This is a genomic window from Pseudoxanthomonas sp. JBR18, from assembly GCF_028198165.1.
Taxonomy (GTDB): domain Bacteria; phylum Pseudomonadota; class Gammaproteobacteria; order Xanthomonadales; family Xanthomonadaceae; genus Pseudoxanthomonas_A.
Genome location: NZ_CP116339.1, coordinates 2,961,641 through 2,982,665, shown reverse-complemented (window position 1 = coordinate 2,982,665; position 21,025 = coordinate 2,961,641). Strand labels below are relative to the sequence as shown.

General features: G+C 68.9%; 22 protein-coding genes. 12 read left to right on the top strand and 10 right to left on the bottom strand.

All coding sequences use genetic code 11. The annotated features are described in order from the left end of the window. From minE to PJ250_RS13375, 4 genes are all read left to right on the top strand, one after another. Positions 1 to 255 carry a cell division topological specificity factor MinE gene (gene minE, locus PJ250_RS13390; RefSeq protein WP_271645081.1) on the top strand — a complete coding sequence of 85 codons (255 nt, stop codon included), beginning with the start codon at positions 1 to 3 and terminating at the stop codon, positions 253 to 255. A 118-nt stretch (positions 256 to 373) separates the two neighbouring features. Next, positions 374 to 832 (top strand): hypothetical protein, encoded by a 459-nt coding sequence (locus tag PJ250_RS13385; RefSeq protein WP_271648642.1) that lies wholly within the window; start codon positions 374 to 376, stop codon positions 830 to 832. A gap of 44 nt (positions 833 to 876) precedes the next feature. Beyond that, positions 877 to 1,545, top strand: a complete 669-nt coding sequence (locus tag PJ250_RS13380; RefSeq protein ID WP_271645080.1) for a YrbL family protein — start codon at positions 877 to 879, stop codon at positions 1,543 to 1,545. Between the two features lie 78 nt (positions 1,546 to 1,623). Next, the gene (locus PJ250_RS13375; RefSeq protein WP_271645079.1) at positions 1,624 to 3,711 is read left to right on the top strand and encodes a M2 family metallopeptidase; all 2,088 of its coding nucleotides are present in this window, start codon (positions 1,624 to 1,626) and stop codon (positions 3,709 to 3,711) included. A gap of 4 nt (positions 3,712 to 3,715) precedes the next feature. Here PJ250_RS13375 and PJ250_RS13370 read toward each other — a convergent pair whose 3' ends face one another. The 4 genes from PJ250_RS13370 to PJ250_RS13355 form a co-directional block, all read right to left on the bottom strand. Continuing rightward, a complete protein-coding gene (locus tag PJ250_RS13370; RefSeq protein WP_271645078.1) occupies positions 3,716 to 4,219 on the bottom strand; it encodes a GNAT family N-acetyltransferase in 504 nt (167 codons plus the stop codon). Positions 4,220 to 4,246: 27 nt separating this feature from the next. Next, complete coding sequence (locus PJ250_RS13365) at positions 4,247 to 4,651, bottom strand: hypothetical protein (RefSeq protein WP_271645077.1); 405 nt, start codon at positions 4,649 to 4,651, stop codon at positions 4,247 to 4,249. 71 nt (positions 4,652 to 4,722) lie between these two features. Then, positions 4,723 to 5,736, bottom strand: a complete 1,014-nt coding sequence (locus PJ250_RS13360; RefSeq protein WP_271645076.1) for an LLM class flavin-dependent oxidoreductase — start codon at positions 5,734 to 5,736, stop codon at positions 4,723 to 4,725. A 58-nt stretch (positions 5,737 to 5,794) separates the two neighbouring features. Then, on the bottom strand, positions 5,795 to 6,466 hold the full coding sequence (locus tag PJ250_RS13355) for a glutathione S-transferase family protein (RefSeq protein ID WP_271645075.1): 672 nt from the start codon (positions 6,464 to 6,466) through the stop codon (positions 5,795 to 5,797). 109 nt (positions 6,467 to 6,575) lie between these two features. Here PJ250_RS13355 and PJ250_RS13350 point away from each other — a divergent pair, with 109 nt between their 5' ends. Beyond that, positions 6,576 to 7,652: a GGDEF domain-containing protein gene (locus tag PJ250_RS13350; RefSeq protein ID WP_271645074.1), complete on the top strand. Its 1,077-nt coding sequence runs from the start codon at positions 6,576 to 6,578 to the stop codon at positions 7,650 to 7,652. A 3-nt stretch (positions 7,653 to 7,655) separates the two neighbouring features. Here PJ250_RS13350 and PJ250_RS13345 read toward each other — a convergent pair whose 3' ends face one another. Continuing rightward, positions 7,656 to 8,402 carry a sulfurtransferase gene (locus PJ250_RS13345; protein ID WP_271645073.1) on the bottom strand — a complete coding sequence of 249 codons (747 nt, stop codon included), beginning with the start codon at positions 8,400 to 8,402 and terminating at the stop codon, positions 7,656 to 7,658. 42 nt (positions 8,403 to 8,444) lie between these two features. On the opposite strand from PJ250_RS13345, the gene PJ250_RS13340 reads away from it, so the two are divergent. Next, a complete protein-coding gene (locus PJ250_RS13340) occupies positions 8,445 to 8,954 on the top strand; it encodes an SRPBCC family protein (RefSeq protein WP_271645072.1) in 510 nt (169 codons plus the stop codon). Between the two features lie 15 nt (positions 8,955 to 8,969). Here PJ250_RS13340 and PJ250_RS13335 read toward each other — a convergent pair whose 3' ends face one another. After that, positions 8,970 to 9,335: a DUF6164 family protein gene (locus PJ250_RS13335; protein ID WP_271645071.1), complete on the bottom strand. Its 366-nt coding sequence runs from the start codon at positions 9,333 to 9,335 to the stop codon at positions 8,970 to 8,972. Between the two features lie 263 nt (positions 9,336 to 9,598). Between PJ250_RS13335 and PJ250_RS13330 the strand changes: the two genes are divergently transcribed. Continuing rightward, the gene (locus tag PJ250_RS13330; RefSeq protein WP_271648641.1) at positions 9,599 to 9,937 is read left to right on the top strand and encodes an FKBP-type peptidyl-prolyl cis-trans isomerase; all 339 of its coding nucleotides are present in this window, start codon (positions 9,599 to 9,601) and stop codon (positions 9,935 to 9,937) included. Positions 9,938 to 10,021: 84 nt separating this feature from the next. Here the strand turns inward: PJ250_RS13330 and PJ250_RS13325 are convergent, their stop codons facing one another. Then, the gene (locus PJ250_RS13325; RefSeq protein WP_271648640.1) at positions 10,022 to 11,593 is read right to left on the bottom strand and encodes a serine hydrolase; all 1,572 of its coding nucleotides are present in this window, start codon (positions 11,591 to 11,593) and stop codon (positions 10,022 to 10,024) included. 134 nt (positions 11,594 to 11,727) lie between these two features. Between PJ250_RS13325 and PJ250_RS13320 the strand changes: the two genes are divergently transcribed. Next, entirely contained in the window at positions 11,728 to 12,969 is a 1,242-nt protein-coding gene (locus PJ250_RS13320) for a TIGR03862 family flavoprotein (RefSeq protein WP_271645070.1), read from the top strand. Between the two features lie 146 nt (positions 12,970 to 13,115). Here the strand turns inward: PJ250_RS13320 and PJ250_RS13315 are convergent, their stop codons facing one another. The 3 genes from PJ250_RS13315 to ubiH form a co-directional block, all read right to left on the bottom strand. After that, positions 13,116 to 13,268, bottom strand: coding sequence for a hypothetical protein (locus PJ250_RS13315; RefSeq protein ID WP_271645069.1), 153 nt, complete (start codon positions 13,266 to 13,268; stop codon positions 13,116 to 13,118). A gap of 466 nt (positions 13,269 to 13,734) precedes the next feature. Beyond that, positions 13,735 to 14,913 carry a UbiH/UbiF family hydroxylase gene (locus PJ250_RS13310; protein WP_271645068.1) on the bottom strand — a complete coding sequence of 393 codons (1,179 nt, stop codon included), beginning with the start codon at positions 14,911 to 14,913 and terminating at the stop codon, positions 13,735 to 13,737. Then, positions 14,910 to 16,118, bottom strand: a complete 1,209-nt coding sequence (gene ubiH, locus PJ250_RS13305) for a 2-octaprenyl-6-methoxyphenyl hydroxylase (protein WP_271645067.1) — start codon at positions 16,116 to 16,118, stop codon at positions 14,910 to 14,912. The genes PJ250_RS13310 and ubiH overlap by 4 nt, the downstream gene beginning before the upstream one ends. 271 nt (positions 16,119 to 16,389) lie before the next feature. Between ubiH and PJ250_RS13300 the strand changes: the two genes are divergently transcribed. The 4 genes from PJ250_RS13300 to lptD all read left to right on the top strand — a co-directional run bounded on the left by PJ250_RS13300 (position 16,390) and on the right by lptD (position 21,020). Next, positions 16,390 to 17,010 carry a hypothetical protein gene (locus PJ250_RS13300; RefSeq protein WP_271645066.1) on the top strand — a complete coding sequence of 207 codons (621 nt, stop codon included), beginning with the start codon at positions 16,390 to 16,392 and terminating at the stop codon, positions 17,008 to 17,010. 16 nt (positions 17,011 to 17,026) lie between these two features. After that, positions 17,027 to 17,590: a cob(I)yrinic acid a,c-diamide adenosyltransferase gene (locus PJ250_RS13295; protein ID WP_271645065.1), complete on the top strand. Its 564-nt coding sequence runs from the start codon at positions 17,027 to 17,029 to the stop codon at positions 17,588 to 17,590. Then, positions 17,587 to 18,495, top strand: coding sequence for a histone deacetylase family protein (locus PJ250_RS13290; protein ID WP_271645064.1), 909 nt, complete (start codon positions 17,587 to 17,589; stop codon positions 18,493 to 18,495). The genes PJ250_RS13295 and PJ250_RS13290 overlap by 4 nt, the downstream gene beginning before the upstream one ends. Positions 18,496 to 18,596: 101 nt before the next feature. Then, entirely contained in the window at positions 18,597 to 21,020 is a 2,424-nt protein-coding gene (lptD, locus tag PJ250_RS13285) for an LPS assembly protein LptD (RefSeq protein ID WP_271648639.1), read from the top strand. Positions 21,021 to 21,025: the final 5 nt, after the last annotated feature.

Sequence of the window (21,025 nt, the reverse complement as noted above, 5' to 3'; positions counted from 1 at the left end):
ATGGGTATGTTCGATTTCCTCAAAGCCAAGAAGAACACCGCCGAGACGGCCAAGAATCGTCTGCAGATCATCATTGCCCAGGAGCGCAACCAGCGTGGCGGGCCCGATTACCTGCCGCTGCTGCAGCGCGAGCTGCTGGAAGTGATCAAGAAGTACGTCAACATCGACGCCGACGCAGTCAAGGTCGACCTGCTCAAGGACGGTGACCACGACGTGCTGGACATCTCGGTGGCCCTGCCCGAAGGCAAGGCCTGATCCATCCCGGTGCGGGCCTCGCGGCCCGTGCCTCTTCTCGCACACGCACGACGCCATGACATCGCAAAACGCCCTTGCCTTTTCCGACCCCATGCCGGAGCCGGGCAGTGATGCGGCCATGGCCACCGTGTTGCGCGTGGGACAGATGGCGTTCGACACGCTGGCCGCGCTGCTGGCGCGGTTCGACCTGGTCCTGCACAAGGTGCCGGACGGGGTCCCGATCCCCGGCAGCTTCTGGGGCGATCCGGAAGCCGGCGTGATCGCGCACAACGTCTACGTGCGCGGCGACACGCCGGTGCACTCGATGCTGCACGAGGCCTGCCACCTGATCGTGCTCACGCCCGAGGCCCGCGCCCTGGTCCATACCGACGCGACCGACTCGGACATCGAGGAGGATGCCACCTGCTACCTGCAGGTCGTGCTGGCCGACCAACTGCCCGGCGTGGGGCGTGCGCGGCTGATGGCCGATATGGACGCGTGGGGGTATTCGTTCCGGCTCGGGTCGACCGCGGCGTGGATCGAACATGACGCCGAGGATGCGCGGCGCTGGCTGGCCGAACGCGGCCTGCCCACCTGAGTCACGACCAGAATCCGGACAGCGCGCGTTTCAGGGGACGCCAGATGAGTACCGAAACCGGTCCAAGGCCCGGTGATGCCTGGAACCACATGACCGTACTCGGTCGCAGCGCCGATCGGGTCTGCGTGATCGACCGGCGCGACACGCGTCATTGCCTCAAATTCATGCTCCCGTCCGGCCAGCGTGCGCGCGCCGGGCTGCGCCGCCGCGTGCAGCGCTGGCGCGCCGGCCGGGCGCCGCAACGCGACGAAAACCACGCCGAACTGCGCGCCTGGCTGCAGCTCTCGGCACGGCTGTCGCCGCAGGACCTGCAGCCTCATCTGGCGACCGTGCTGGGCATGTACCGCACCGCCTACGGCCAGGCGCTGTGCTGCGAGCGTGTCACACTGCCCGACGGCGCACCCGCGCCCAGCCTGTCCACGCTACTGCTCGGGGCATCGGACTATCCAGCCACCTCGTTGTGCGCGGCCGTGGATCAGTTCGAGCAATGGCTGCTCAGACATCGCATCCCGCTGTTCGACGTCCATGCCGGCAACCTGCTGGTGGTCGGCGACGAACCGGGCCCGCGGCTGGTCTGTGTCGATGTCAGGCCCCTGGCGCGCGTGGGCCGGATCGCCCGCATGCCAGGTTGGTTCGGTGCCACCGCACGGCGGCGCATCCGTCGCTGGGCACAGCGACTGCGCCAACAGATTCGCGCCGCCCTGCCCGCATGATCCCGGGTGCCATCGTGCTTGCGGGACGCGCAGCCCTTCACTAGCCTGCGGGCTGCACTGCGCCCAGGGAAGAGTCACGTGAAGCCACGCCACCTCGTGTTTGCCGTCGCCGCCAGCCTGTCGCTGGCCCTGTTGTCCGGCTGCGGCCGCGACGAGGAACCGGCGACGCCCGGGGTGGCCAAGGCACCCGAAGGTGAGACCGCCGATGCCTTCGTCGAACGCGTCAACGCGCAGTTGCGCCTCCAGTCGCCGGCAATCAACTCGGCCCAGTGGCTGTCGTCCACCTACATCAACGACGACAGCCAGCGCGTGGCCGCCAAGGCCAACGAAGGCGCCCTGACCCAGCTCAATGCCTGGATCGCCCAGTCGCGGCGCTTCGAAGGGCAGAAGATGGCGCCGCAGACCGCACGCGCCATCCACCAGCTCAAGCTGATGACCGCCATGCCGGCCCCGCGCGATCCGCAGAAGCTCGCTGAGCTGACCCGCATCGCCACGCGCATGGAAGGCATGTACGGCGCCGGCCGCTATTGCACCGGCGAGGGCGATGTGCAGCAATGCCGGCAGCTGGGCCAGTTGGAGGACGTGCTGGCGCATAGCCGCGACTACGACGCCCAGCTCGACGCCTGGCAGGGCTGGCATGCGATCGGCGCGCCGATGCGCGGCGACTACACGCGCTTCGTGGAACTGGTCAACGAAGGCGCGCGGGACATGGGCTTCGCCGATGCCGGCGAGCTGTGGCGCAGCGGCTACGACATGGCGCCCGGTGAGATCGCCGCCGACACCGATCGGCTATGGGGCCAGGTCAAACCGCTCTACGAACAGCTGCAGTGCTACACCCGCAGCAAGCTGGAAGCCCGCTACGGCGCCCGCGGTCAGGCCGACGGCGGCCTGCTGCCGGCCCAGCTGATGGGCAACATGTGGGCCCAGGACTGGAGCAATCTGTGGGACCTGCTGCAGCCCTACCCGGACGCCGGTGGCCTGGACATCACCGCCGCACTGCAGGCCGGCGACGACAAGCGCTACGAGCAGACGCTGAAGGACGCCGGCCTGGACACCGAGGATCCCTTCGAGGATGCCCGTGATGCGGACTACGCCAGCCAGCTCAAGGCGCTGGGGCATGCCCCGGACGATGCCACTCGCGAGCGCATGAACCGCCGCGCCTACGACCGCGCGATCGCCCGCGTCGCCGACCTGCGCCACGCCGCGGACCTGGCCAGCGCCAAGGCCATGGCCGCCCGGGCGCAGGATTTCTACACCTCGCTCGGCATGCCGCCCCTGCCCGACAGCTACTGGGACAAGTCGCAGTTCATCAAGCCGCGCGACCGTGATGTGGTCTGCCATGCCAGCGCCTGGGACCTGGACATGGCCGGCGACGTGCGCACCAAGATGTGCATCAAACCGGACGAGGACAGCTTCACCACGATCTACCACGAGCTGGGCCACCTGTATTACGACCTGGCCTACAACGCGCAGCCGCCGCTGTTCCAGTCCGGTGCCAACGATGGCTTCCACGAGGCGATCGGCGACACCATCGTGCTGGCGATGACACCCGATTACCTGGCCTCGATCGGCTTGGTGCCGGAGCAGGCGCAGAGCGAACAGGCGCTGGTCAACGCGCAGATGCGCATGGCGCTCAACAAGGTGGCCTTCCTGCCATTCGGACTGCTGATCGACCGCTGGCGCTGGGGCGTGTTCGATGGCTCGATCAAGCCGGATCAGTACAACGCGGCCTGGTGGCGGCTCAAGGCGCAGTACCAGGGTGTCGCGCCCCCTTCGGCGCGCAGCGAGGACCAGTTCGATCCGGGCGCCAAGTACCACGTGCCGGCCAACACGCCGTATACGCGCTACTTCATGGCCGCCATCCTGCAGTTCCAGTTCTACAAGGCACTGTGCGATGCCTCCGGCTACACCGGACCCCTCAACCAGTGCAGCTTCTACGACAACAAGGTGGCCGGGCAGAAATTCTGGGCCATGCTCGGCCAGGGCAGCAGCCAGCCCTGGCAGCAGACGCTCAAGACCCTGACCGGCAGCGAGAAGATGGACGCCGGCCCGATGCTCGAATACTTCCGACCGCTACAGGCCTGGCTGAAGGAGCAGAACGCCGGCCGCAGCTGCGGATGGCGGGTGCCGGCCTCGGCCGCGTCCGAGGCCGACGCGAAACGCTGAGCCGCTAGAATCCGGCCTCATCGGCCAGCAGCGCCCAGCGCTCGTGGTCCTGCCAGACCCCGTCGATACGCAGGTAGCGCGGGGAGAAGCCCTCCAGGCGAAAGCCAGCCCCGCGGGCCAGGGCGATCGAGGCGGCGTTGCCGGGCTGGATATTGGCCTCGATGCGATGCAATCCGATTTCGCCAAACAGGTAGGCGATCGCCTGCGGCAGCGCTTCGCGCATCAATCCACGCCCGGCGTACGGGACGCAGGCGTAATAGCCCAGATAGGCGCTGAGGAAGTTGCCTCGGCTGATCTGGCTGGCATTGAACACGCCGACGACGGCGCCACTGCCGCGTTCGAGCGCGATCAGGCTCAGATAGTCCTCGGCCAGGGTCCGGGAGAACCAGGCCTCGAACCCGGCCTGGTCCAGGCACGGGGTCACCCAGGAACGATGTAGGGCCACGCTGGCGCGGTGCGCGGCGATCAGCGCGGCGGCATCGGTGCGCAACAGGCGCCGTAAGCTCACGCGCGATGCGGGCACGGCCATGCGGGTTTAGTGGGTGTCCTGCTCGCCCTGCAGGCCGGCCACCAGCTGCTGACGGAACTGATCGAAGCTCAGGCCCTGGCCGGCCGCCTCGGCGTGGGCGGCTTGCTTGAGCGTCTCCGAATACTCCAGACGCACGTTGGTGCCAGCACGGTCATGCAGTTCGGCCGCCCGCAGGATCAGCGCCAGCACGTGCGCAGCGCTGTCCGATTCCCCAGCGATGCGGCCATCCATGCCTAGCACCCACTGCCCGTCGCGGCGCACGATGCCGGCCAGCAGTTGCTGGTCGGCGTCGCGCAGCTCGGCGTGCGGCTCGATCGGGGAAGGCGCTGCGGCGCTGGCGACGTCCTGGTTGCGGGCGCGCTGCTCACGGCGCTTGCGCGCATCACGGCGCTGCTTGGAGGTGATCGACATGGGAAACGAAAGACAGACTGCGTGAGGCACTAGGGTAACCCCTCGCGCCCCGCTCGGCCCGGGCACGCCGTTCAGGCGGCCTGGGCCGGCGCCAACGCCTCGGCCGCGATCCGGTAAGAATTCACCCGCGCGGCGTGGTCGTAGATATTGGCCGCAATCATGATCTCGTCCGGGCGGTGGCGGTCGATGAAGGCCGCCAGCCCCTCGCGCACGGTCTGCGGCGAGCCGACCACACTGCAGGCCAGCGCGCGCTCGACGCCGGCTTTTTCGTGGGGCTGCCAGTAGGCCTCGATATCGTCGATCGGGGCGGGAATCTTGCCGGGCGCGCCACGGCGCAGGTTCACGAAGGCCTGCTGCGCGGTGGTGAACAGGCGCCTGGCCTGCGCATCGGTCTCCGCGGCAATCACATTCAGGCCGAGGATCGCGTAGGGCTGCTGCAGATGGCGCGAAGGCCGGAAATCGCGGTGGTACACCGCCAGCGCCTGATCCATCGCATCGGGGGCGAAGTGCGAGGCAAAGGCGAACGGCAGCCCCAGCTGCGCGGCCAGGGTAGCGCTGAACAGGCTGGACCCCAGCAGCCACACCGGCACCTCGATCCCGGCGCCAGGCACCGCCTGCACCAGTTGCCCGGGCTGGGCCGGAGCGAAATAGCGCAGCAGCTCGGTCACATCGGCCGGGAACTGGTCGGCACTGTCGAAGTAGCGACGCAGCGCCCGGGCGGTGGGCTGGTCGGTGCCCGGCGCCCGCCCCAGCCCCAGGTCGATGCGCCCCGGATACAGCGAGGCCAGCGTGCCGAACTGCTCGGCCACCTGCAGCGGCGCGTGGTTGGGCAGCATCACCCCGCCCGACCCGACCCGGATGGTCGAGGTGCCGCCGGCCACGTGACCGATCAGCACGGCCGTGGCCGCGCTGGCGATGCCGGGCATGTTGTGGTGTTCGGCCAGCCAGTAGCGGGTGTAGCCCAGGGCCTCGGCATTGCGGGCCAGGTCCAGGGAATTGGCGAAGGCCTGGGCCGGCGTGCTGCCTTCACAGACCGGGGCCAGGTCCAGCACGGAATAGGGAATCGAGGGAATGGACGTCGTCATGCCATCAACATGAGGCCGCAGGCCGCCTGCTTCCACCCCCGCCGATGCGACGCTGTATTCAGCTCAGCAGGTCGTAGGGACCGCCCTGGGCCAGCGCACGCTGATAGGCCGGGCGCGCATGGATGCGCTCGATGAATCGGGCCAGCAGCGGGTAGTCCTCGAAGCCGTACCTAGCCTGCGCCGCCTCCAGCGGGAAGCTCAGGGCGATGTCGGCCGCCGAGAAATCCTCGCCGACGAACCACGGCCGCTGCCGCAGCTCGGCTTCCAGGTAATCCAGGTGCAGCCGCACCTGCGGCCGCGCGAAGCCGGCCAGCCCCTTGTCGGCGATGGCCCGGGCAATGGGCTTGACGAAGAACGGCATCGGCGCACTGCGGATGCGGTTGAACACCAGGGTCACCAGCAACGGCGGCATCAGCGAGCCCTCCGCATAGTGCAGCCAGTAGCGATAGCGCAGGTGTTCATCGGTCCCCGGCGAGGGCGCGAGCGCACGCTGCGCGTCGTAGGTGTCGACCAGGTATTCGATGATGGCGCCGGACTCGGCCAGCAGCCGGGCGTCGTCCTGCACGACCGGGGACTTGCCCAGCGGATGGATCTGCTTGAGCTCCGGCGGCGCCAGCATGGTGCGCGGATCGCGCTGGTAACGGACCACCGTGTAGTCCAGTCCAAGCTCCTCGAGCAGCCACAGCACGCGCTGGGAGCGCGAGTTGTTGAGATGGTGAACGGTGATCATGTCGCGGCCTTGGCAGTGCACGTCGCCGGGATCATAGCGGCCGCAGGCATTCGCCCGGTGAGCGGGATTTTTGGCTATTGTCGACAGGTTGGAACAGGGGCAGTGCGAGATGGGGTGGTTGAACGGCCGGCTGGACGAGCTGGCGTGGGAAGAGCGCGAGGCGCTGATCGCGCAGCAGCGCGAGCAGTCGCGTCACTATGTCGTGGTCCTGTTCCTGTTCGCCCCGCTGCTGTTCCTGATCGCCGGCGTGCGCGAGATCCTGCTGGACAATCCGACCGCCTGGCGCCAGATGCCCGTGCGGCTGGCATTGTCGCTGGTGATCGCCGCGCTGGGTCAGTCCATCCGCCGTCACTGGGTGAGCCCGGGCGGGAGCGCGTGGATGGCCATCGCCGGCGTGGCGCTGATCAACATGGCCTTGGCCTTGAGCGTGCAGACCGAGCCGGCGCGCCTGAGCCTGGTGCACGTCGTGGCGATGCTCGTCGCCATGCAGAGCCTGCCGCTGACCATCCGCCTGCGCGATACGCTGGGCATGTCGTTGGGCCTGGTCCTGCCCATGGTGGCGCTATTGGCCTGGCGCCAGGCCGCGCTGGCCGAGTGGTGGACGACGCTGGCCGTGATCGCGCTCGGCATCATGGCGGGGTTGTATATGCGCCATGCCCGGCTGCAGATCGCCGTGGACCTGCACGAACTGCGCAGGGCGCTGGAACTGCGGGTGGAGCGCGATGTCCTGACCGGGCTGTACAACCGCGAGGGCTGGTTCATGCATGCCGGCACGGTGTTCCAGGCGACACGCAATGCGCGCCGTCCGATGTCGCTGGCCTACCTGGACCTGGACCATTTCAAGCGGGTCAACGACGAACATGGACACGCCGCCGGCGATGCGGCCCTACGCGCCGTGGCCGGGGTGATGCGGCGTCACGCGCGCCGCCAGGACGTGATCGCCCGGCTCGGAGGCGAGGAATTCGTCCTGCTCATGCCCGGCGCGCCCGAGGCCGCGGCGCTGGAGATGGTGAAGGCCCTGTGCGATGCCGTGCGCGCCATGCCGGGCGCTTGCCCGCTGACCGTCAGCGCCGGGCTGTGCCAGGTGCGCACCATCGAGTCGTTGGAGGATGCGATGCGCCGGGCCGACCACGCCCTGCTGCGGGCCAAGCGCGAAGGCCGCGACCGCGTCCTGCGGTCTCCCTGATCCTCAGTCCTGCGCCGAAGCGGCGATCGGCGACAGGTCCGGTCGCAGCGCCACCCGGTCGTCGAACACGAAGCACGCGCCGTCGTAGTGGCGGCCGCCGACGTGTTCGAAATAGCCCAGGATCCCGCCTTCGAGCTGCAGCACGTTGTCCATGCCGGTGTCGTGCATCCACAGCGCAGCCTTCTCGCAGCGCACGCCACCGGTGCAGAAGCTCACCACCGTCGCTTCGGCCAGTGCCGGCCGGTGCGGCGCCAGGGCATCGGGCAGTTGGGTGAAGTCGGTGATCGGCAAGGTCAATGCACCGGCGAAGCTGCCGTGGCCGACTTCCTCTTCGTTGCGGGTATCCAGCAGGACCACCGGCCGGCCGGCATCGTCATGCCCCTGATCCAGCCAGCGTGCGAGATCGCGCGGAGCCACGGCGGGCGCGCGAGGCCGGTCCAGCGGTGCGGTGCCCGCATGACGGAAGGTGATGATCTCCGCCTTGACCTTGGCCTTGAGGCGGCCGAACGGCATCGCCTCGCTGTGGCTTTCCTTGACCTGCAGCCCGGCAAAGCGGGCGTCTTCGCGCAGCGTGTCCAGAAAGCCGACAAGCGCGTCCGGCGCCCCTGCCAGAAACAGGTTCAAACCTTCAGGTGCGACCAGGATCGTGCCGCGCAGGCCGGCGGCATCGGCGCGCGCATAGAGCGCGTCGGCCAGGGCGCGCGGCGCATCGATGCGGACGAAGTGGTAAGCGGCGATATTGAGGATCATGCCGCCATTTTAGCCGGCGCCGCTGGGGCTGGATGCTGGACAATGGGGTGCTCAACCTTCACCGCCGCTCCCGTGATCGACCGCGCGTCCCCCGCCCCGACTCAGGCCATCCAGCTCCAGCAGCGCTATGCGGTCGCCTGCGAGCGCCTGTACGACGCCTGGCTGACGCCCCGCACGCTCGGCATGTGGATGTTCGACCCGGCCACGGTGGGCGGTGAGCTGCTCGGCCTGGACATCGATCCTCGCGTGGGCGGCGCGATGGTGCTGCGAATCCGGCGCGGCGAGCGGACCCATGCGCAGCACGCGGTGTTCGACAGGCTCGAGCGTCCGCACCGGATCGTGATGCGCTGGAGCGAGGACGCCCCTCCCCAGGCAAGCAGCGCGCAGGTCGTGCTGGCGTTCATGGCGCAGGCACCGCAGGTCTGCACGCTCACCGTGACTCAGACCGTGGCCACGCCATCGGATGATCGACAGGCGCGTGTGCACGCCGGATGGCAGGGTTACCTGGACGGATTGCTGGCGCTGTTCGCCGCGCCGCGCGAGGCTGGCTGAGCCGCCGGACGGGCCCTAGCCCAGCAGCCACCAAGGCAAGGCCAGGGTGACGCCCAGGATCACCACGATGGCCAGCAGCAGCCCCAGCACGTACAGCGGCCGGTGGCGCAGCAGCCCGGCGAAGGTCTCCGCGCGCCCTTCGCGCCGGGCCTGCTCGGCGTCGGCGCGGGCCCGCGCGCCGCGCGCATGCTGGTAGTCGGCCATCAAGGCCCTGGCCTGCGGCAGGTCATCGTCCTGTTCCAACCAGATCCCCCCGTGGCTGACGCCCCAGGGACTGGGCTTGGTCTCGTAGAAGGCGATGCGCGCCTGCTTCAGCCAAGCACGGACTTCGTCGGCTTCGTCGTCGGGGACATTGCGCAGGTTGAGCAGCAGCTTGGCCATCGCGACAGGATAGCTGCTGCGCGTTTGCCGGATGCGCCGGGGGCGCGATGAGCCCGCCGCGAAACTTGGTCGCTCTCACGTCATGACATCCGTGCCAGGACCGGGCGCGGGCGCCGCGGCCCTGCTAACGTGTCGCGCCGTTATTCCAGACAAAGGAGCGCGCGATGCGCCTGTGGACTCCCTTCGTGCTGGCGCTTGCACTGGCTGCCTGCGCCCCGCCCCGCCAGCCTGTCGAGCTGCATGGAGGCGTGAACGCGCTGCAGATGACCGACGTGACCGCTGGCCAGGGCGCGACGGCGAAAGCCGGCGATCAGGTCAGCGTGCATTACACCGGATGGATCTACGACGACACCAAGCCGGACAAGCACGGCCCGAAGTTCGACAGTTCGGTCGATCGCGGTGCGCCCTTTACCTTTCAGCTCGGCGGCGGCACGGTCATCAAGGGCTGGGACCAGGGCGTGGTCGGGATGAAGGTCGGCGGCCGCCGCACCCTGATGATTCCACCGGACCTGGCCTACGGCGACGAAGGCGCCGGTGGGGTGATCCCACCCGGCGCCTCGCTGGTGTTCGATATCGACCTGCTGCAGGTCAAGCCCCAGTAAGCGCGGCGCGCCGCCCCGCACCGGCGGCACACGTCTCGTGCGAGGCGACGCTGTCCCGCGTGTCCGAGCGGGACGGTGCCTGGCTCAGTCCTGTTTCACCGGCTTGAGCACCAGATCCTGGAAGTCGAAGCTGAAGTCGGTCAGCGGCGAGATCGGCTTGATCCCGGCATCGACGATGTGGCCGTCGGCATCCAGGTTGAAGGTCAGGAAGGCATCGGCGTTGAGCCAGCGCTCGCGCCAGCGGACCACGAAGGTGTCGTGCTGCCACGGGGTCAGGTCACCGACCAGCTGCGGGGTCTTGGAGAAACGGATCACCAGCTTGCCGTGTTCCTGGCTGACCACGATGTCGCCATACCAGGCGTCGCGATAGGTCTGGGCGTAGTCGGACAGCGGCAACGCGGGCTTGGCACTGGCATCGCGCTCGGCCACATGCTTCTTCCAGCTGGCATCGGCGTCGCCCTGGGACTTGGCCACGGCCTTGGCGTAGGCGGCGACCCAGTCGGTCTCGGGCGCGCCCAGGTAGGCATCCAGCGCGCGCATGGTCACCGCGTTGAACGCCGCGCCGACCTCCTGGTTGGTCAGCACGATGATGCCCAGCTTCTCCTCCGGCACCAGGGTGATGCGCGAAACCATCCCCGGCCAACCGCCGGTGTGCCAGACCAGCTTGTGGCCGCGGTAGTCCGACAGCATCCAGCCTTCGCCGTACCCGAAGTAATTGGGCTTGACCGCCGCCAGTTCAGGCACCGACGGATCGGACACCGGAATCGGCGTGAGCATGGTCCACATGTCGGCCTGGCGCTTGGCGCTGAACAAGCGCTTGGCAGAGTCGCCCTCGCCCGAGATCACCCCGCCATCCAGCTGCGCCCGCACCCACTTGGACAGGTCGTGCACGCTGGAATAGATGCCGCCGGCACCGCCGACGTTCGACCAGGTCATGCGCGGGGCCGGCCGCAGGTCCTTGAAATCGGCCTTGGAATGGCCGGTGGCCACGTCGTCGCCGGACTTGAGGTCATCGCTGTTGTAGACCGTGTCGTCCATGCCCAGCGGCTTGAAGAAGTTCTGCTGGAGGAACTGCTTGTACGGCATCCCCGACGCCTGCTCGATCACCAGCTGGGCCACGCCGAACAGGATGTTGTCGTAGGCGTACTGGTAGCGGAAGCCGCCCTTGATCGGCACATTGGCCAGGCGCTCGGCCACTTCCTTGTTGGTGTAGGTGGTGGTCGGCCAGTACAGCAGGTCGCCGGCACCCAACGACAGGCCGCTGCGATGGGCCAGCAGGTCGCGGATGCGCATCTCATGGGTGATGTACGGATCGGACATGCGGAACCACGGCAGGTGGTCGATCACCCGGTCATCCAGGCGCAGCTTGCCCTCGTCGGCCAGCATGGCGATCGAGGCCGAGGTGAAGGCCTTGGTGTTGGAGGCGATGGCGAACAGCGTGCGCGCATCGACCTTGTCCGGCTTGCCCAGCTCCCGCAAGCCGTAGCCGCGTTCCAGCACCACCTGGCCGTCCTTGACGATGGCCACCGCGATGCCGGGCACGTCGAACTGGCTGCGCGTGCGGTCCACGTAGGCATCGAAGCCCTGCAGTTGCGGCGGCAGCGCCGCAGGTTGCTGGGCATGGGCCACGGGCGCAAGCAGGCAGGCCGACAGCATCGCCCCGGCCAGAGACGGCATCACACGCATCGAAGATTCCCCGTTTGCAATGGAAGACAGCCCTGCACCATACCCGCGCGCGGGCCGCACCCGGCCCTGCCATCGGTCATGCGCGCGCGCCGCATAATGGCGCGATGTGTGCAGCCCCTGTTCCCACTCCAAGCGTGGCCGTCGTCGGCGGCGGCCCGGCCGGCCTGATGGCCGCCGAGACCGCCCGCGCCGCCGGCCTTGAGGTCGATCTCTACGAAGCCAAGGGTTCGGTCGGTCGCAAGTTCCTGATCGCCGGCAAGGGGGGGATGAACCTGACCCACTCCGAGCCGCGGCCTGGCTTTGACGCCCGCTACCGCGAGCGCGCCGCGCAGGTGGGCGACTGGCTGGACGACTTCGATGCCGACGCGCTGCGCGGCTGGGCACGCGGGCTGGGCGTGGAAACCTTCGTCGGCAGCTCCGGACGCGTGTTCCCCACCGACCTGAAGGCCGCCCCGCTGCTGCGTGGCTGGGTGCGCCGGCTCAAGGAACAAGGCGTGCGCTTCCACGTGCACCACCGCTGGACCGGTTGGGACACCGATGGGGCGCTGGGTTTCGACACGCCGGATGGGCACCTGCGCGTGCGTCCCGGGGCCACCGTCCTGGCGCTGGGCGGTGCCAGCTGGCCGCAGCTGGGCTCGGACGGCGCCTGGCAGCCGTGGCTGACCGCACGCGGGGTGGCGGTGAGCCCGTTGAAGCCGGCCAACTGCGGTTTCGACATCGCCTTCAGCCCGCACATGGCCCGGCACGCCGGCGCCCCGCTCAAGGCCGTGGTCGCGCATTGGCATGACGCCGAAGGCAATGCCCATGCGCTGCAGGGTGAGTGCGTCCTGACCCAGACCGGCATCGAGGGCAGCCTGATCTACGCCATCGCCCCGGACCTGCGCGAGGCCATCGCCCGCGACGGCCAGGCCACGGTGCATCTGGACCTGGCCCCGGGCCGCGAACTGGCGCGCCTGCGGGCCGACCTGGCGCGCCCGCGCAAGGGCCGCTCCGTCGGCGAACACCTGCGACGGGCCGCCGGCATCGACGGCGCCAAGGCGGCACTGGTATTCGAGACCGTCAGCGGTGCGGCGCGCAACGACGAGGATGCCCTCGCCCAGGCCATTCATCGCCTGCCGCTGACCCTACAGCGTCCACGCCCCGTGGCCGAGGCGATCAGCAGCGCCGGTGGTGTGTGCCTGGAGGGCATCGATGCGCAGGGCATGCTCAACACCGTGCCGGGCGTGTTCTGCGCGGGCGAGATGCTGGACTGGGAGGCGCCGACCGGAGGCTATCTGCTGACGGCGTGTTTCGCATCGGGCCGCCGCGCCGCGAAGGGCGCGACGGCCTGGCTGCTAGGCGCCTGAAAGAGACGAATCAGGCGCCGGATTGGTCGTCCACACGGGCCAGTCGGGAGAATGGCTCCAGACCCGGCGGGAGTGGACGTGTGCGCATCATGCGCAGCCTTTCGTTCAAGCCCGGTGACGCAGGCGCTGCATGCCGATGACACCGTTCAGAAAATCCAGGGCAGGCCCAGCAACGCCGAAGCGAACCAGTAGAGGCCGACGATCACCAGCACCCAGAACAGCCCCTTGAGCAGGACGGCGGCGACCTTGAAGGCCAGGTAGCCGAAGACCAGCACCATCACCAACCCGAGCCAGCTCATGCGGGCCTGTCCTTCAGTCTGGTCTGGCGTGCGATCGCCAACCTGTCGGCCAGCTGGGAAGCATGGTGGCCGACAACTCCGGCCCGATTGCGCACCGGGACCTTGTGTGCGGTGCCAAGCCGGACGCGCAGCCTTGCCATGGCCGGGGCGGCTTGGCGCCAAGGCGGCTGCTGAGTCGGACTGACCATGGCTGATCTCCTGCAGCAATGTGATGGCCGATGCTCGCGCGGCGTCGGTCAATACCGTGCGAAACGCAAGACCGCCGATCACGATGGAGCGGGACATCCAGCGGCAGCGCCCGCCCCTCCGGAAACGGTCAGCCACGATGCCGCACTTGCTGACGTTTCACGCGCTCGCCGTCGGCGCGCGCACCAAGGCCCTGGCTCAGCAAGAGGATCCGTCGGTACCAATGTGGGCTGACGTGGCGCCGCATCCGCGCCCTCACGTCAGCCGGAATGGACGCCCGCTACAGCCCGGCCGCGCGCCGCCACAGCAGGTCGGTCAGCGGCGGCATCCGGCCAGCCAGGCCAAGCAACGGGCCTCGGGCCAGGGTGGTGTGCAGTTCGTCGTTGGAGAACAGTCGGTTGATGCCATCGAAGGTGTAGGCGGCGACGGTGTTCTCGCTGCGCCGGGTCCGCGCCCAGCGCGCCAGCCGGTGCGGGGTGTCCCACGGGGCCCGGCGCGCGCGCGCCGCGGCGACCAGTTCCATCAGGCCGGCCACATCGCGCAGGCCCAGGTTCACGCCCTGCCCGGCCAGCGGATGCACGGCGTGCGCGGCATCGCCAACCACCAGCACGCGGCCTTCCACGTACTGCCGGGCCAGTTGCAGGCGCAGCGGGAAGGCCGCCCGTGGCGAATCGATGGTCAATTCCCCCAGCCGGCCGCCGAACGCGCGGGTCAGCTCGCGTGAGAACGTCGCGTCGTCCAGCGCCAGCACGCGGGCCGCCTCGGCCTGCGGCAGGGTCCAGACAATGGAGCTGCGTCCCTCCGTGAACGGCAGCACCGCCAACGGCCCGGTCGGCAGAAAGCGCTGCCAGGCGGTGGCCTCGTGTGGACGCTCCGAGCGCAGGTAGCCGACCACGCCGCGCTGGCGATAGTCGTGCCCCTGCGTGGGCAGGCCAGCCAGCGCGCGCAGGGTCGAGGCGGCGCCGTCGGCGGCGACCGCCAGGCGTGCTTCCAGCCGCATGCCATCGTCCAGGCGCAGGCGCACGCTGTCGGCATCCTGGTCCATCGCCTCGACCCGCGCCGGACAGCGCACCTGCACCCCCGCGGCCGGTAGCGCGGCCCACAGCCGATCGGCCAGCAGGGCATGTTCGACCAGCCAGCCCAGCTGGCGCCGGCCCAGGCGGTCGGCGTCGAAGGTCAGCTCGCCACCGCCGGCGGCATCCCACACCCGCATGCGCCGGTAAGGCTGCGCCCGGGTGTCGCGGACCTGGGCCCAGACGCCGAGCCGCTCCAGCAGCGCGGCGTTGTCCGGTGCGAAGGCGTAGACGCGCAGGTCGGGCACGGTGGCCGACCACGGCGTCGGCGCCTGGCCTTCCACCAGCGTCACGTCCAGATCCTGCGCGGCCAGCGCCAGCGCACAGGCCGCGCCGACCACACCGCCACCGACTACCACCACGTCACTGCGCCCGCGCCGGCTCATGCGGCGTCCTCGCGGCACAGCGCCGGGACGTCACCGGCAAAGCCCATCGCCCCGCCCACCAGCATCGACTGCACGGCGGCCAGATTCCCCGCCGCCAGCAGGCCGGCGCTGCGCAGTGGGCGCAGCAGCGGCGCGTCGTTGCTGGTCAGCCGCGCCAGGCCATCGGAGAAACGCAGCGTGCGCTCGCGGTCGGGCTGGCGACGGCGCGCGTAGGTGTCCAGCAGCGTGTCGGTACCGGGATCTTCAGCCTCGGCCACCAATTCGGCCAGGGTCAGCGCATCGCGCAGGCCCAGGTTGAAGCCCTGCGCGCCCAGCGGATGGATCGACTGGGCGGCATTGCCCAGCAGCACGGCGCGTGGCGCGGTGACGCGCTGGGCCAGCACCTTGACGATGGGATAGGCGCTGCGCGGTCCGCTGGCGACGAAACGCCCGGCCCGCCAGCCGAAGGCCGCCTGCGCACGCGCCAGCCAGCCGGCCTCGTCGAGCGCGGCCACCGCGTCGGCCTGGTCTTCCGGCACACCATGGATGAAGCCGTGATGGCGATCGCCGCGCGGCAGCAGCGCGGTGGGCCCGTCGTTACCAAAGCGCTCCCAGGCCGTGCCGTCCGGCGCGCGCGTGGTCCGCACCCGGGCCACGAACAGGCGTTGCCGGTAGTCGTGCACGTCGGCCTGGATTCCCAGCGCCCCGCGCACACTGCTGTGGCTGCCATCGGCGCCGACCAGCAGCGGGGTTTCCAGCTCGATCTCGCCCGCATCGGTGGCCACGTGCAGCCCGCGTACACCGCCCGCCGCGCTGGCCAGGCCCAGGAACCTGGCCGGCCGGTAGCGCGTGAGATGCCGGCAGTCGCCCAGGGCCGACTCCAGCGCGGCGCCGAAATCGCGCGCCACCACGACCTGGCCGAAGACCTCGCGCCCGTAGTCGGCCGCGTCCAGCACCACCCGGCCGAAATCCCCGGCGCGGCTGACATGGATCCGGCGGATCGGCCCCGGCGGGGTCTGCAGCCGTTGCATCACGCCCAGTGCGCTCAGCGCGTTGACCGTGGCCGCGGCGAAGCTCAGGTTGCGCTCGTCGAACACCGCCGGCATCTCGCCGGCCGGCGTCGCCTCGACCAAGGCGACCTCGCGCCCCAGGCGGTCCAGGGCGATGGCCAGACTCGCCCCGACCAGGCCGCCGCCGATGATCACCACATCATGTCGTGCACTCATGGGCGACATGATACGGCGCCGACTCACCGGCGCTGCGCGCGCCTGGCCGTGTTCGGCGGCCCTTTCACTGCCGGCGTGCTGGTTCACGGCCGCCTGGACCTCTTGATCGTCACGCCGCCCGGATCAACCTGGAGGGCGCGCTCGCTGGCGCAGCGCACCGCATGACCTGGTCCACCGGGCGGCTGGATACCAGCGATGAACGGCCTGCGCGCCCATCGGCCTGCCCGCAAGTTAGAATCGTCGCTGAATTCCGCAGAGCGCTTTTGCCCCCATGACCCGCCACGTTCCCGCACATGCCGGCCCGCGCGCCGCGATCCTGATCCTGTTGGCCGTCTTGATGGTCGCCACCCGCTCGCACCTGCCGGCACTGCTGACCCACCTCGGGCCCACGCCGGATGCCTCCTGGGCGGTGTTCTTCATGGGCGGCTTCTACTTGCGCAGTTGGTCGCGCTGGGCCTTCCCGGTCTTCATGGCCCTGGCCGTGGGCGTGGACTATGCGGTGATCACCGGGCAGGGAATGGACTTCTGGGCGCACTACTGCGTCTCGGCCGCCTACTGGTGCCTGGTACCGGCCTATCTGGCCCTGTGGCTGGGCGGCAGCCTGACCGCGCGACTGTCGCTGACCCAGTCCGACAACCGCACCCTGGCGACCGCCTGCGCGAGCCTGCTCGTCTCGGTGGCCGTGTGCCACCTGATCAGCCAGGGCAGCTTCTACTGGATCAGCGACAGCGTCGTGCAGCCGACCGTCGCGGGCTGGTGGAAGAACTACAGCGACTGGTTCCTGCCCTTCCTGCGCAGCACCGCGATCTACGTGGGCCTGGGCGTGATCGTGCACGTCGGTGTGCAGCAGGTCGTGCGTCTGGCCACGCCGCGCAGCCGCAACGCCGGCTGAGGCCGGCCCGACCGGCATGGGCCATCGACTCTCGCGCATCTATACTCGGACCGGTGACGATGGCAGCACCGGGCTCGGGGACGGCAGCCGCACCGGCAAGGACTCGTTGCGGGTCAATGCCTACGGGACGGTGGACGAAGCCAACTCCGCGCTGGGCGTGTTGCTGGCCGTCCCAGGCATCGCGGCGGACATCCGCGACCTGCTGACCATGGTGCAGCACCAGCTGTTCGACCTGGGCGGGGAGCTGTGCATCCCCGGGCATGCGGCGATCACCGCGCAGGACGTGGACGCGCTGGAGCGCAGCCTGGACCAGTACAACGAGACGCTGCCGCCGCTGAAGGACTTCATCCTGCCAGCCGGTGGCGAAGCGTCCGCGCGCTGCCACCTGGCCCGCACCATCGTGCGCCGTGCCGAGCGCGAAACCGTCGCCCTGGGGCGTCAGGAGCCGGTCCGCGCCGAGGCGGTGCATTACCTCAACCGGCTCTCGGACCTGCTGTTCGTCCTGGCCCGCGTCCTGGCCCGGGCCGACGGCGCCGGTGAAGTCCTCTGGAACCACCAGCGCCGCACGCCTGCGCCGTGATCATCCTCACCCACCCCGCCTGCCTGGCCCACGATCCCGGTCCGGAACACCCCGAGCGTCCGGCGCGCCTGGAAGTGGTCCTGGAGACCCTGCGGCGGGAGCATGGCGACCTGGACTGGCGCGAAGCGCCTGCCGCCAAACTCGGCGACCTGCGCCGGGTGCACAGCCAGGAGCATGTCGATGCGGTCATGCAACAGGACTTCTCCGGCTTTCGCATGCTCGACCCGGACACGGTGATCTGCCCGCAATCGCGCGCGGCCGCCCTGCGCGCCGCCGGCGCGGCGGTGGCCGCGGTGGATGCAGTCATGGACGGGACCGATCCGATCGCCTTCTGCGCGGTCCGCCCACCGGGACACCACGCCACGGCGAGCTCGGCGATGGGCTTCTGCCTGCTCAACAACATCGCCATCGGCGCGGCCTATGCCTGCGCCCAGCATCGGCTCGAGCGCGTGGCGGTGGTCGACTTCGATGTCCATCACGGCAACGGCACCCAGGCGATCTTCTTCGAGGATCCGCGCGTGGCCTACTTCAGCAGCCACGAATCGGGCTTGTACCCGTACAGCGGCGCCCCTTCCGAACGTGGCGTTGGCAATGTGATCAACGCCCTGCTGCCACCGGGCAGCGGCAGCTTCGTGTTCCGCAACCTGTGGGAGGACCAGATGCTGCCCGCGATCGAGGCCTTCCGCCCCCAGCTGCTGATGATCTCGGCCGGCTTCGACGCCCATATGCGCGACCCGCTGGCCGACCTGATGCTGGAGACCGAGGATTTCGCCTGGATCACCGGACGCCTGCGCGCGATCGCCGAGCGCCACGCCAGCGGGCGGATCGTTTCGATGCTCGAGGGCGGCTACGACCTGGAAGCGCTGCGCGAGTGCAGCAGCGCCCATGTGGCCGCCCTGCGCTGAGCCGCCACCGGGGGCGGATGAACCCGAGCCCGACGTCGTGACGGCGTCTTCATTGCCCCCTGCACACCGATACGGCAAGCTAACGGCCGTTTTTCGTCCGGATTCCACCACGCGTGCGTCGAGCTTTCCGCCTGCTGCCCATCCCGTTCAGCATTGCCCTGGCCTTGCCGGCCATGGCCGCCGACGAAAAGCCTGTCAGCTATGCGCTGTGTCCGGTCACGGACCCGATCCCGGCCTTCGAAGGGGCACCGGCCGCCGTGGCGCCCAAGGATCAGGCCTCGCAGCGCGCGCAGAGCCAGCTCCTGCCCACCGACATCACCGGCGATACCCTGGCTGGCGACCCGAGCGCGGCCAACTATCAGGGCAACGTGGTGCTGCGCCGCGGCGACCAGTACCTCAACGCCGATAACCTGTTCCTCAACCAGGAAGCCGGCACCTACACCGCCGACGGCAATGTCCGTTACCAGGACTCGGGGATCCGCATGGTCGCCAAGCGCGCCAGCGGCAACCAGGAACAGGACACCCATACCGTCGAGGACGTCCAGTACCAGCTGATGGCCCGCCGCGGCAACGGCGAGGCCTCGCGCATCCACATGGCCGGCCCAGAAGGAGAGCTGCTGGGCTCGACCTACACCACCTGCGATCCGCAGGAACCGGCCTGGCAGCGCTGGTACCTGCGTGCCAAGGAAATCGACGTCAATACCGACGAAGGCTTCGCCACGGCGCACCACGCCGTCGTGCGCCTGGGCAAGATCCCGATCCTGTACGCCCCGTGGTTCAAGTTCCCGATCGATGACCGTCGCCAGACCGGCCTGCTGTACCCCAAGATCGGCCTGTCGGGCAAGAACGGTTTCGACTACGAGCAGCCGATCTACCTCAACCTGGCGCCCAACTACGATGCCACGTTGTATCCGCGCTACATGAGCGATCGCGGGATCGTGCTGGGCGGCGAGTTCCGCTACCTCTATCACGGTGGCGAAGGCAAGCTGGAAGGCGCCTGGATGCCCAAGGACGATCTGGTGGATCGTCGTGCGGACGAGTACGCCAACGCGCTGCCAGGCAGCGGTGACGAAGACATCTATGGCGACCCCCTCCGGGACAAGAACCGCGGCTTCCTGCGCTTCCGGGGCCATCACGATCTCGACAGCACCTGGCAGGCACGCGCCGATCTTTCGTGGATCAGCGACTCCCGTTACCTGGAAGACAACGGCGGCATTTCCAATGGCTCGGGCTACGCCACCTCGATCCTGACCAGCACCGCAGGTATCTACGGGCGTTCGCAGTACTGGAGCGCGGGCGCGGAAACCGAGCTCTATCAGTCGGCCGACTACACCATCAACAAGGCCAACTTGCCATATGACAGTCTCCCGCGACTGTTCTTCAACTATGAGCGCCCGATCTCTGACTGGTTCACCGTTGGCCTGAAGTCCAACGCGACCCGTTTCGAACACAGCGAAAAGGATGGCGGTAGCCGCCTTGACCTGAAGCCCTACGTCTCGCTCCCCCTTCGCGGTGCGTCCTGGTTCGTCGAGCCGGGCCTTGCGTATCGCTACACCGCCTATGATCTGGACCAAGGCCTGGCCGACCAGCTTGGCGGCGACAGGACGCCAACCCGCTCGACGCCAATCACGACCCTGGATGCGGGACTGTTCTTCGATCGCGATGCGCAGTGGGGCGATACGCCTTATCTGCAGACGCTCGAGCCGCGCCTGTACTACCTCAATGTCCCCTATCGCGATCAGAGCAACCTGCCATTGTTCGACACCCGCGACATGACCTACAGCTGGGGCCAGTTGTTCCGCGACAACCGCTTCTCGGGGGCCGACCGCCAGACCGATGCCAACCAGCTGACGCTGGCCTTGACCAGCCGTTCGATCCGCCAGACCGACGGCCTGGAGAAATTCAACATCAGCCTGGGCCAAATCCTGTATTTCGAGGACTCCCAAGTCGTCCTGGACAACAACTCGGACCCCATCGAGAAGGGGAAATCGGCCTGGATCGCCGACTCGAACTACATGCCGACCGATCGCTGGACCCTGGGTGCCTCCTACCAGTACGACGCCAAGAACAGCCGCGCCGACCTGATCAGCTTCCGCTCGCGCTACCTGATCGGCGGCGATGGCGTGATCAACCTGTCCTACCGGTATCGCCGTGACGTACTCAAGCAGGCGGACTTCTCGTTCCTGTATCCGATCAACCCGGTCTGGAGCGTGGTGGGCCGGTATTACTACTCGTTTCAGGATCGCAAGACCCTGGAAGCCATCGCCGGCGTGCAGTGGGACAGCTGCTGCCTGGCGGTACGTCTGGTCGGCCGTCACTACGTGCGCAATCGCGAGGGTGAACAGGACAACCAGATCCAGCTGGACTTCATCCTCAAGGGCCTGGCCTCGCTGGGCCAGAACACGGACAAGACCCTGCGCCGTGGTATTCTCGGCTACTACCGCGACGACCTCTATCTGGTTCCCCCCAGCGTCGCCGCACCGGACCTCGACGACAGCGACGACGCCGGCACCGATCCGTTCTGAAGACT

Excerpts from the sequence above, each read along its gene's own strand:
- PJ250_RS13380 (WP_271645080.1), top strand. The coding sequence starts at position 877 with ATGAGTACCGAAACCGGTCCAAGGCCCGGTGATGCCTGGAACCACATG.
- PJ250_RS13335 (WP_271645071.1), bottom strand. The coding sequence starts at position 9,335 with ATGGCCAAGCTGCTGCTCAACCTGCGCAATGTCCCCGACGACGAAGCC.
- PJ250_RS13340 (WP_271645072.1), top strand. The coding sequence starts at position 8,445 with ATGGGGTGCTCAACCTTCACCGCCGCTCCCGTGATCGACCGCGCGTCC.
- PJ250_RS13385 (WP_271648642.1), top strand. The coding sequence starts at position 374 with ATGGCCACCGTGTTGCGCGTGGGACAGATGGCGTTCGACACGCTGGCC.
- PJ250_RS13300 (WP_271645066.1), top strand. The coding sequence starts at position 16,390 with ATGACCCGCCACGTTCCCGCACATGCCGGCCCGCGCGCCGCGATCCTG.
- PJ250_RS13315 (WP_271645069.1), bottom strand. The coding sequence starts at position 13,268 with ATGAGCTGGCTCGGGTTGGTGATGGTGCTGGTCTTCGGCTACCTGGCC.
- PJ250_RS13360 (WP_271645076.1), bottom strand. The coding sequence starts at position 5,736 with ATGACGACGTCCATTCCCTCGATTCCCTATTCCGTGCTGGACCTGGCC.
- PJ250_RS13295 (WP_271645065.1), top strand. The coding sequence starts at position 17,027 with ATGGGCCATCGACTCTCGCGCATCTATACTCGGACCGGTGACGATGGC.
- PJ250_RS13310 (WP_271645068.1), bottom strand. The coding sequence starts at position 14,913 with ATGAGCCGGCGCGGGCGCAGTGACGTGGTGGTAGTCGGTGGCGGTGTG.
- PJ250_RS13355 (WP_271645075.1), bottom strand. The coding sequence starts at position 6,466 with ATGATCACCGTTCACCATCTCAACAACTCGCGCTCCCAGCGCGTGCTG.
- PJ250_RS13365 (WP_271645077.1), bottom strand. The coding sequence starts at position 4,651 with ATGTCGATCACCTCCAAGCAGCGCCGTGATGCGCGCAAGCGCCGTGAG.
- minE (WP_271645081.1), top strand. The coding sequence starts at position 1 with ATGGGTATGTTCGATTTCCTCAAAGCCAAGAAGAACACCGCCGAGACG.
- PJ250_RS13320 (WP_271645070.1), top strand. The coding sequence starts at position 11,728 with ATGTGTGCAGCCCCTGTTCCCACTCCAAGCGTGGCCGTCGTCGGCGGC.
- PJ250_RS13350 (WP_271645074.1), top strand. The coding sequence starts at position 6,576 with ATGGGGTGGTTGAACGGCCGGCTGGACGAGCTGGCGTGGGAAGAGCGC.
- PJ250_RS13330 (WP_271648641.1), top strand. The coding sequence starts at position 9,599 with ATGACCGACGTGACCGCTGGCCAGGGCGCGACGGCGAAAGCCGGCGAT.
- PJ250_RS13345 (WP_271645073.1), bottom strand. The coding sequence starts at position 8,402 with ATGATCCTCAATATCGCCGCTTACCACTTCGTCCGCATCGATGCGCCG.
- ubiH (WP_271645067.1), bottom strand. The coding sequence starts at position 16,118 with ATGAGTGCACGACATGATGTGGTGATCATCGGCGGCGGCCTGGTCGGG.
- PJ250_RS13325 (WP_271648640.1), bottom strand. The coding sequence starts at position 11,593 with ATGCTGTCGGCCTGCCTGCTTGCGCCCGTGGCCCATGCCCAGCAACCT.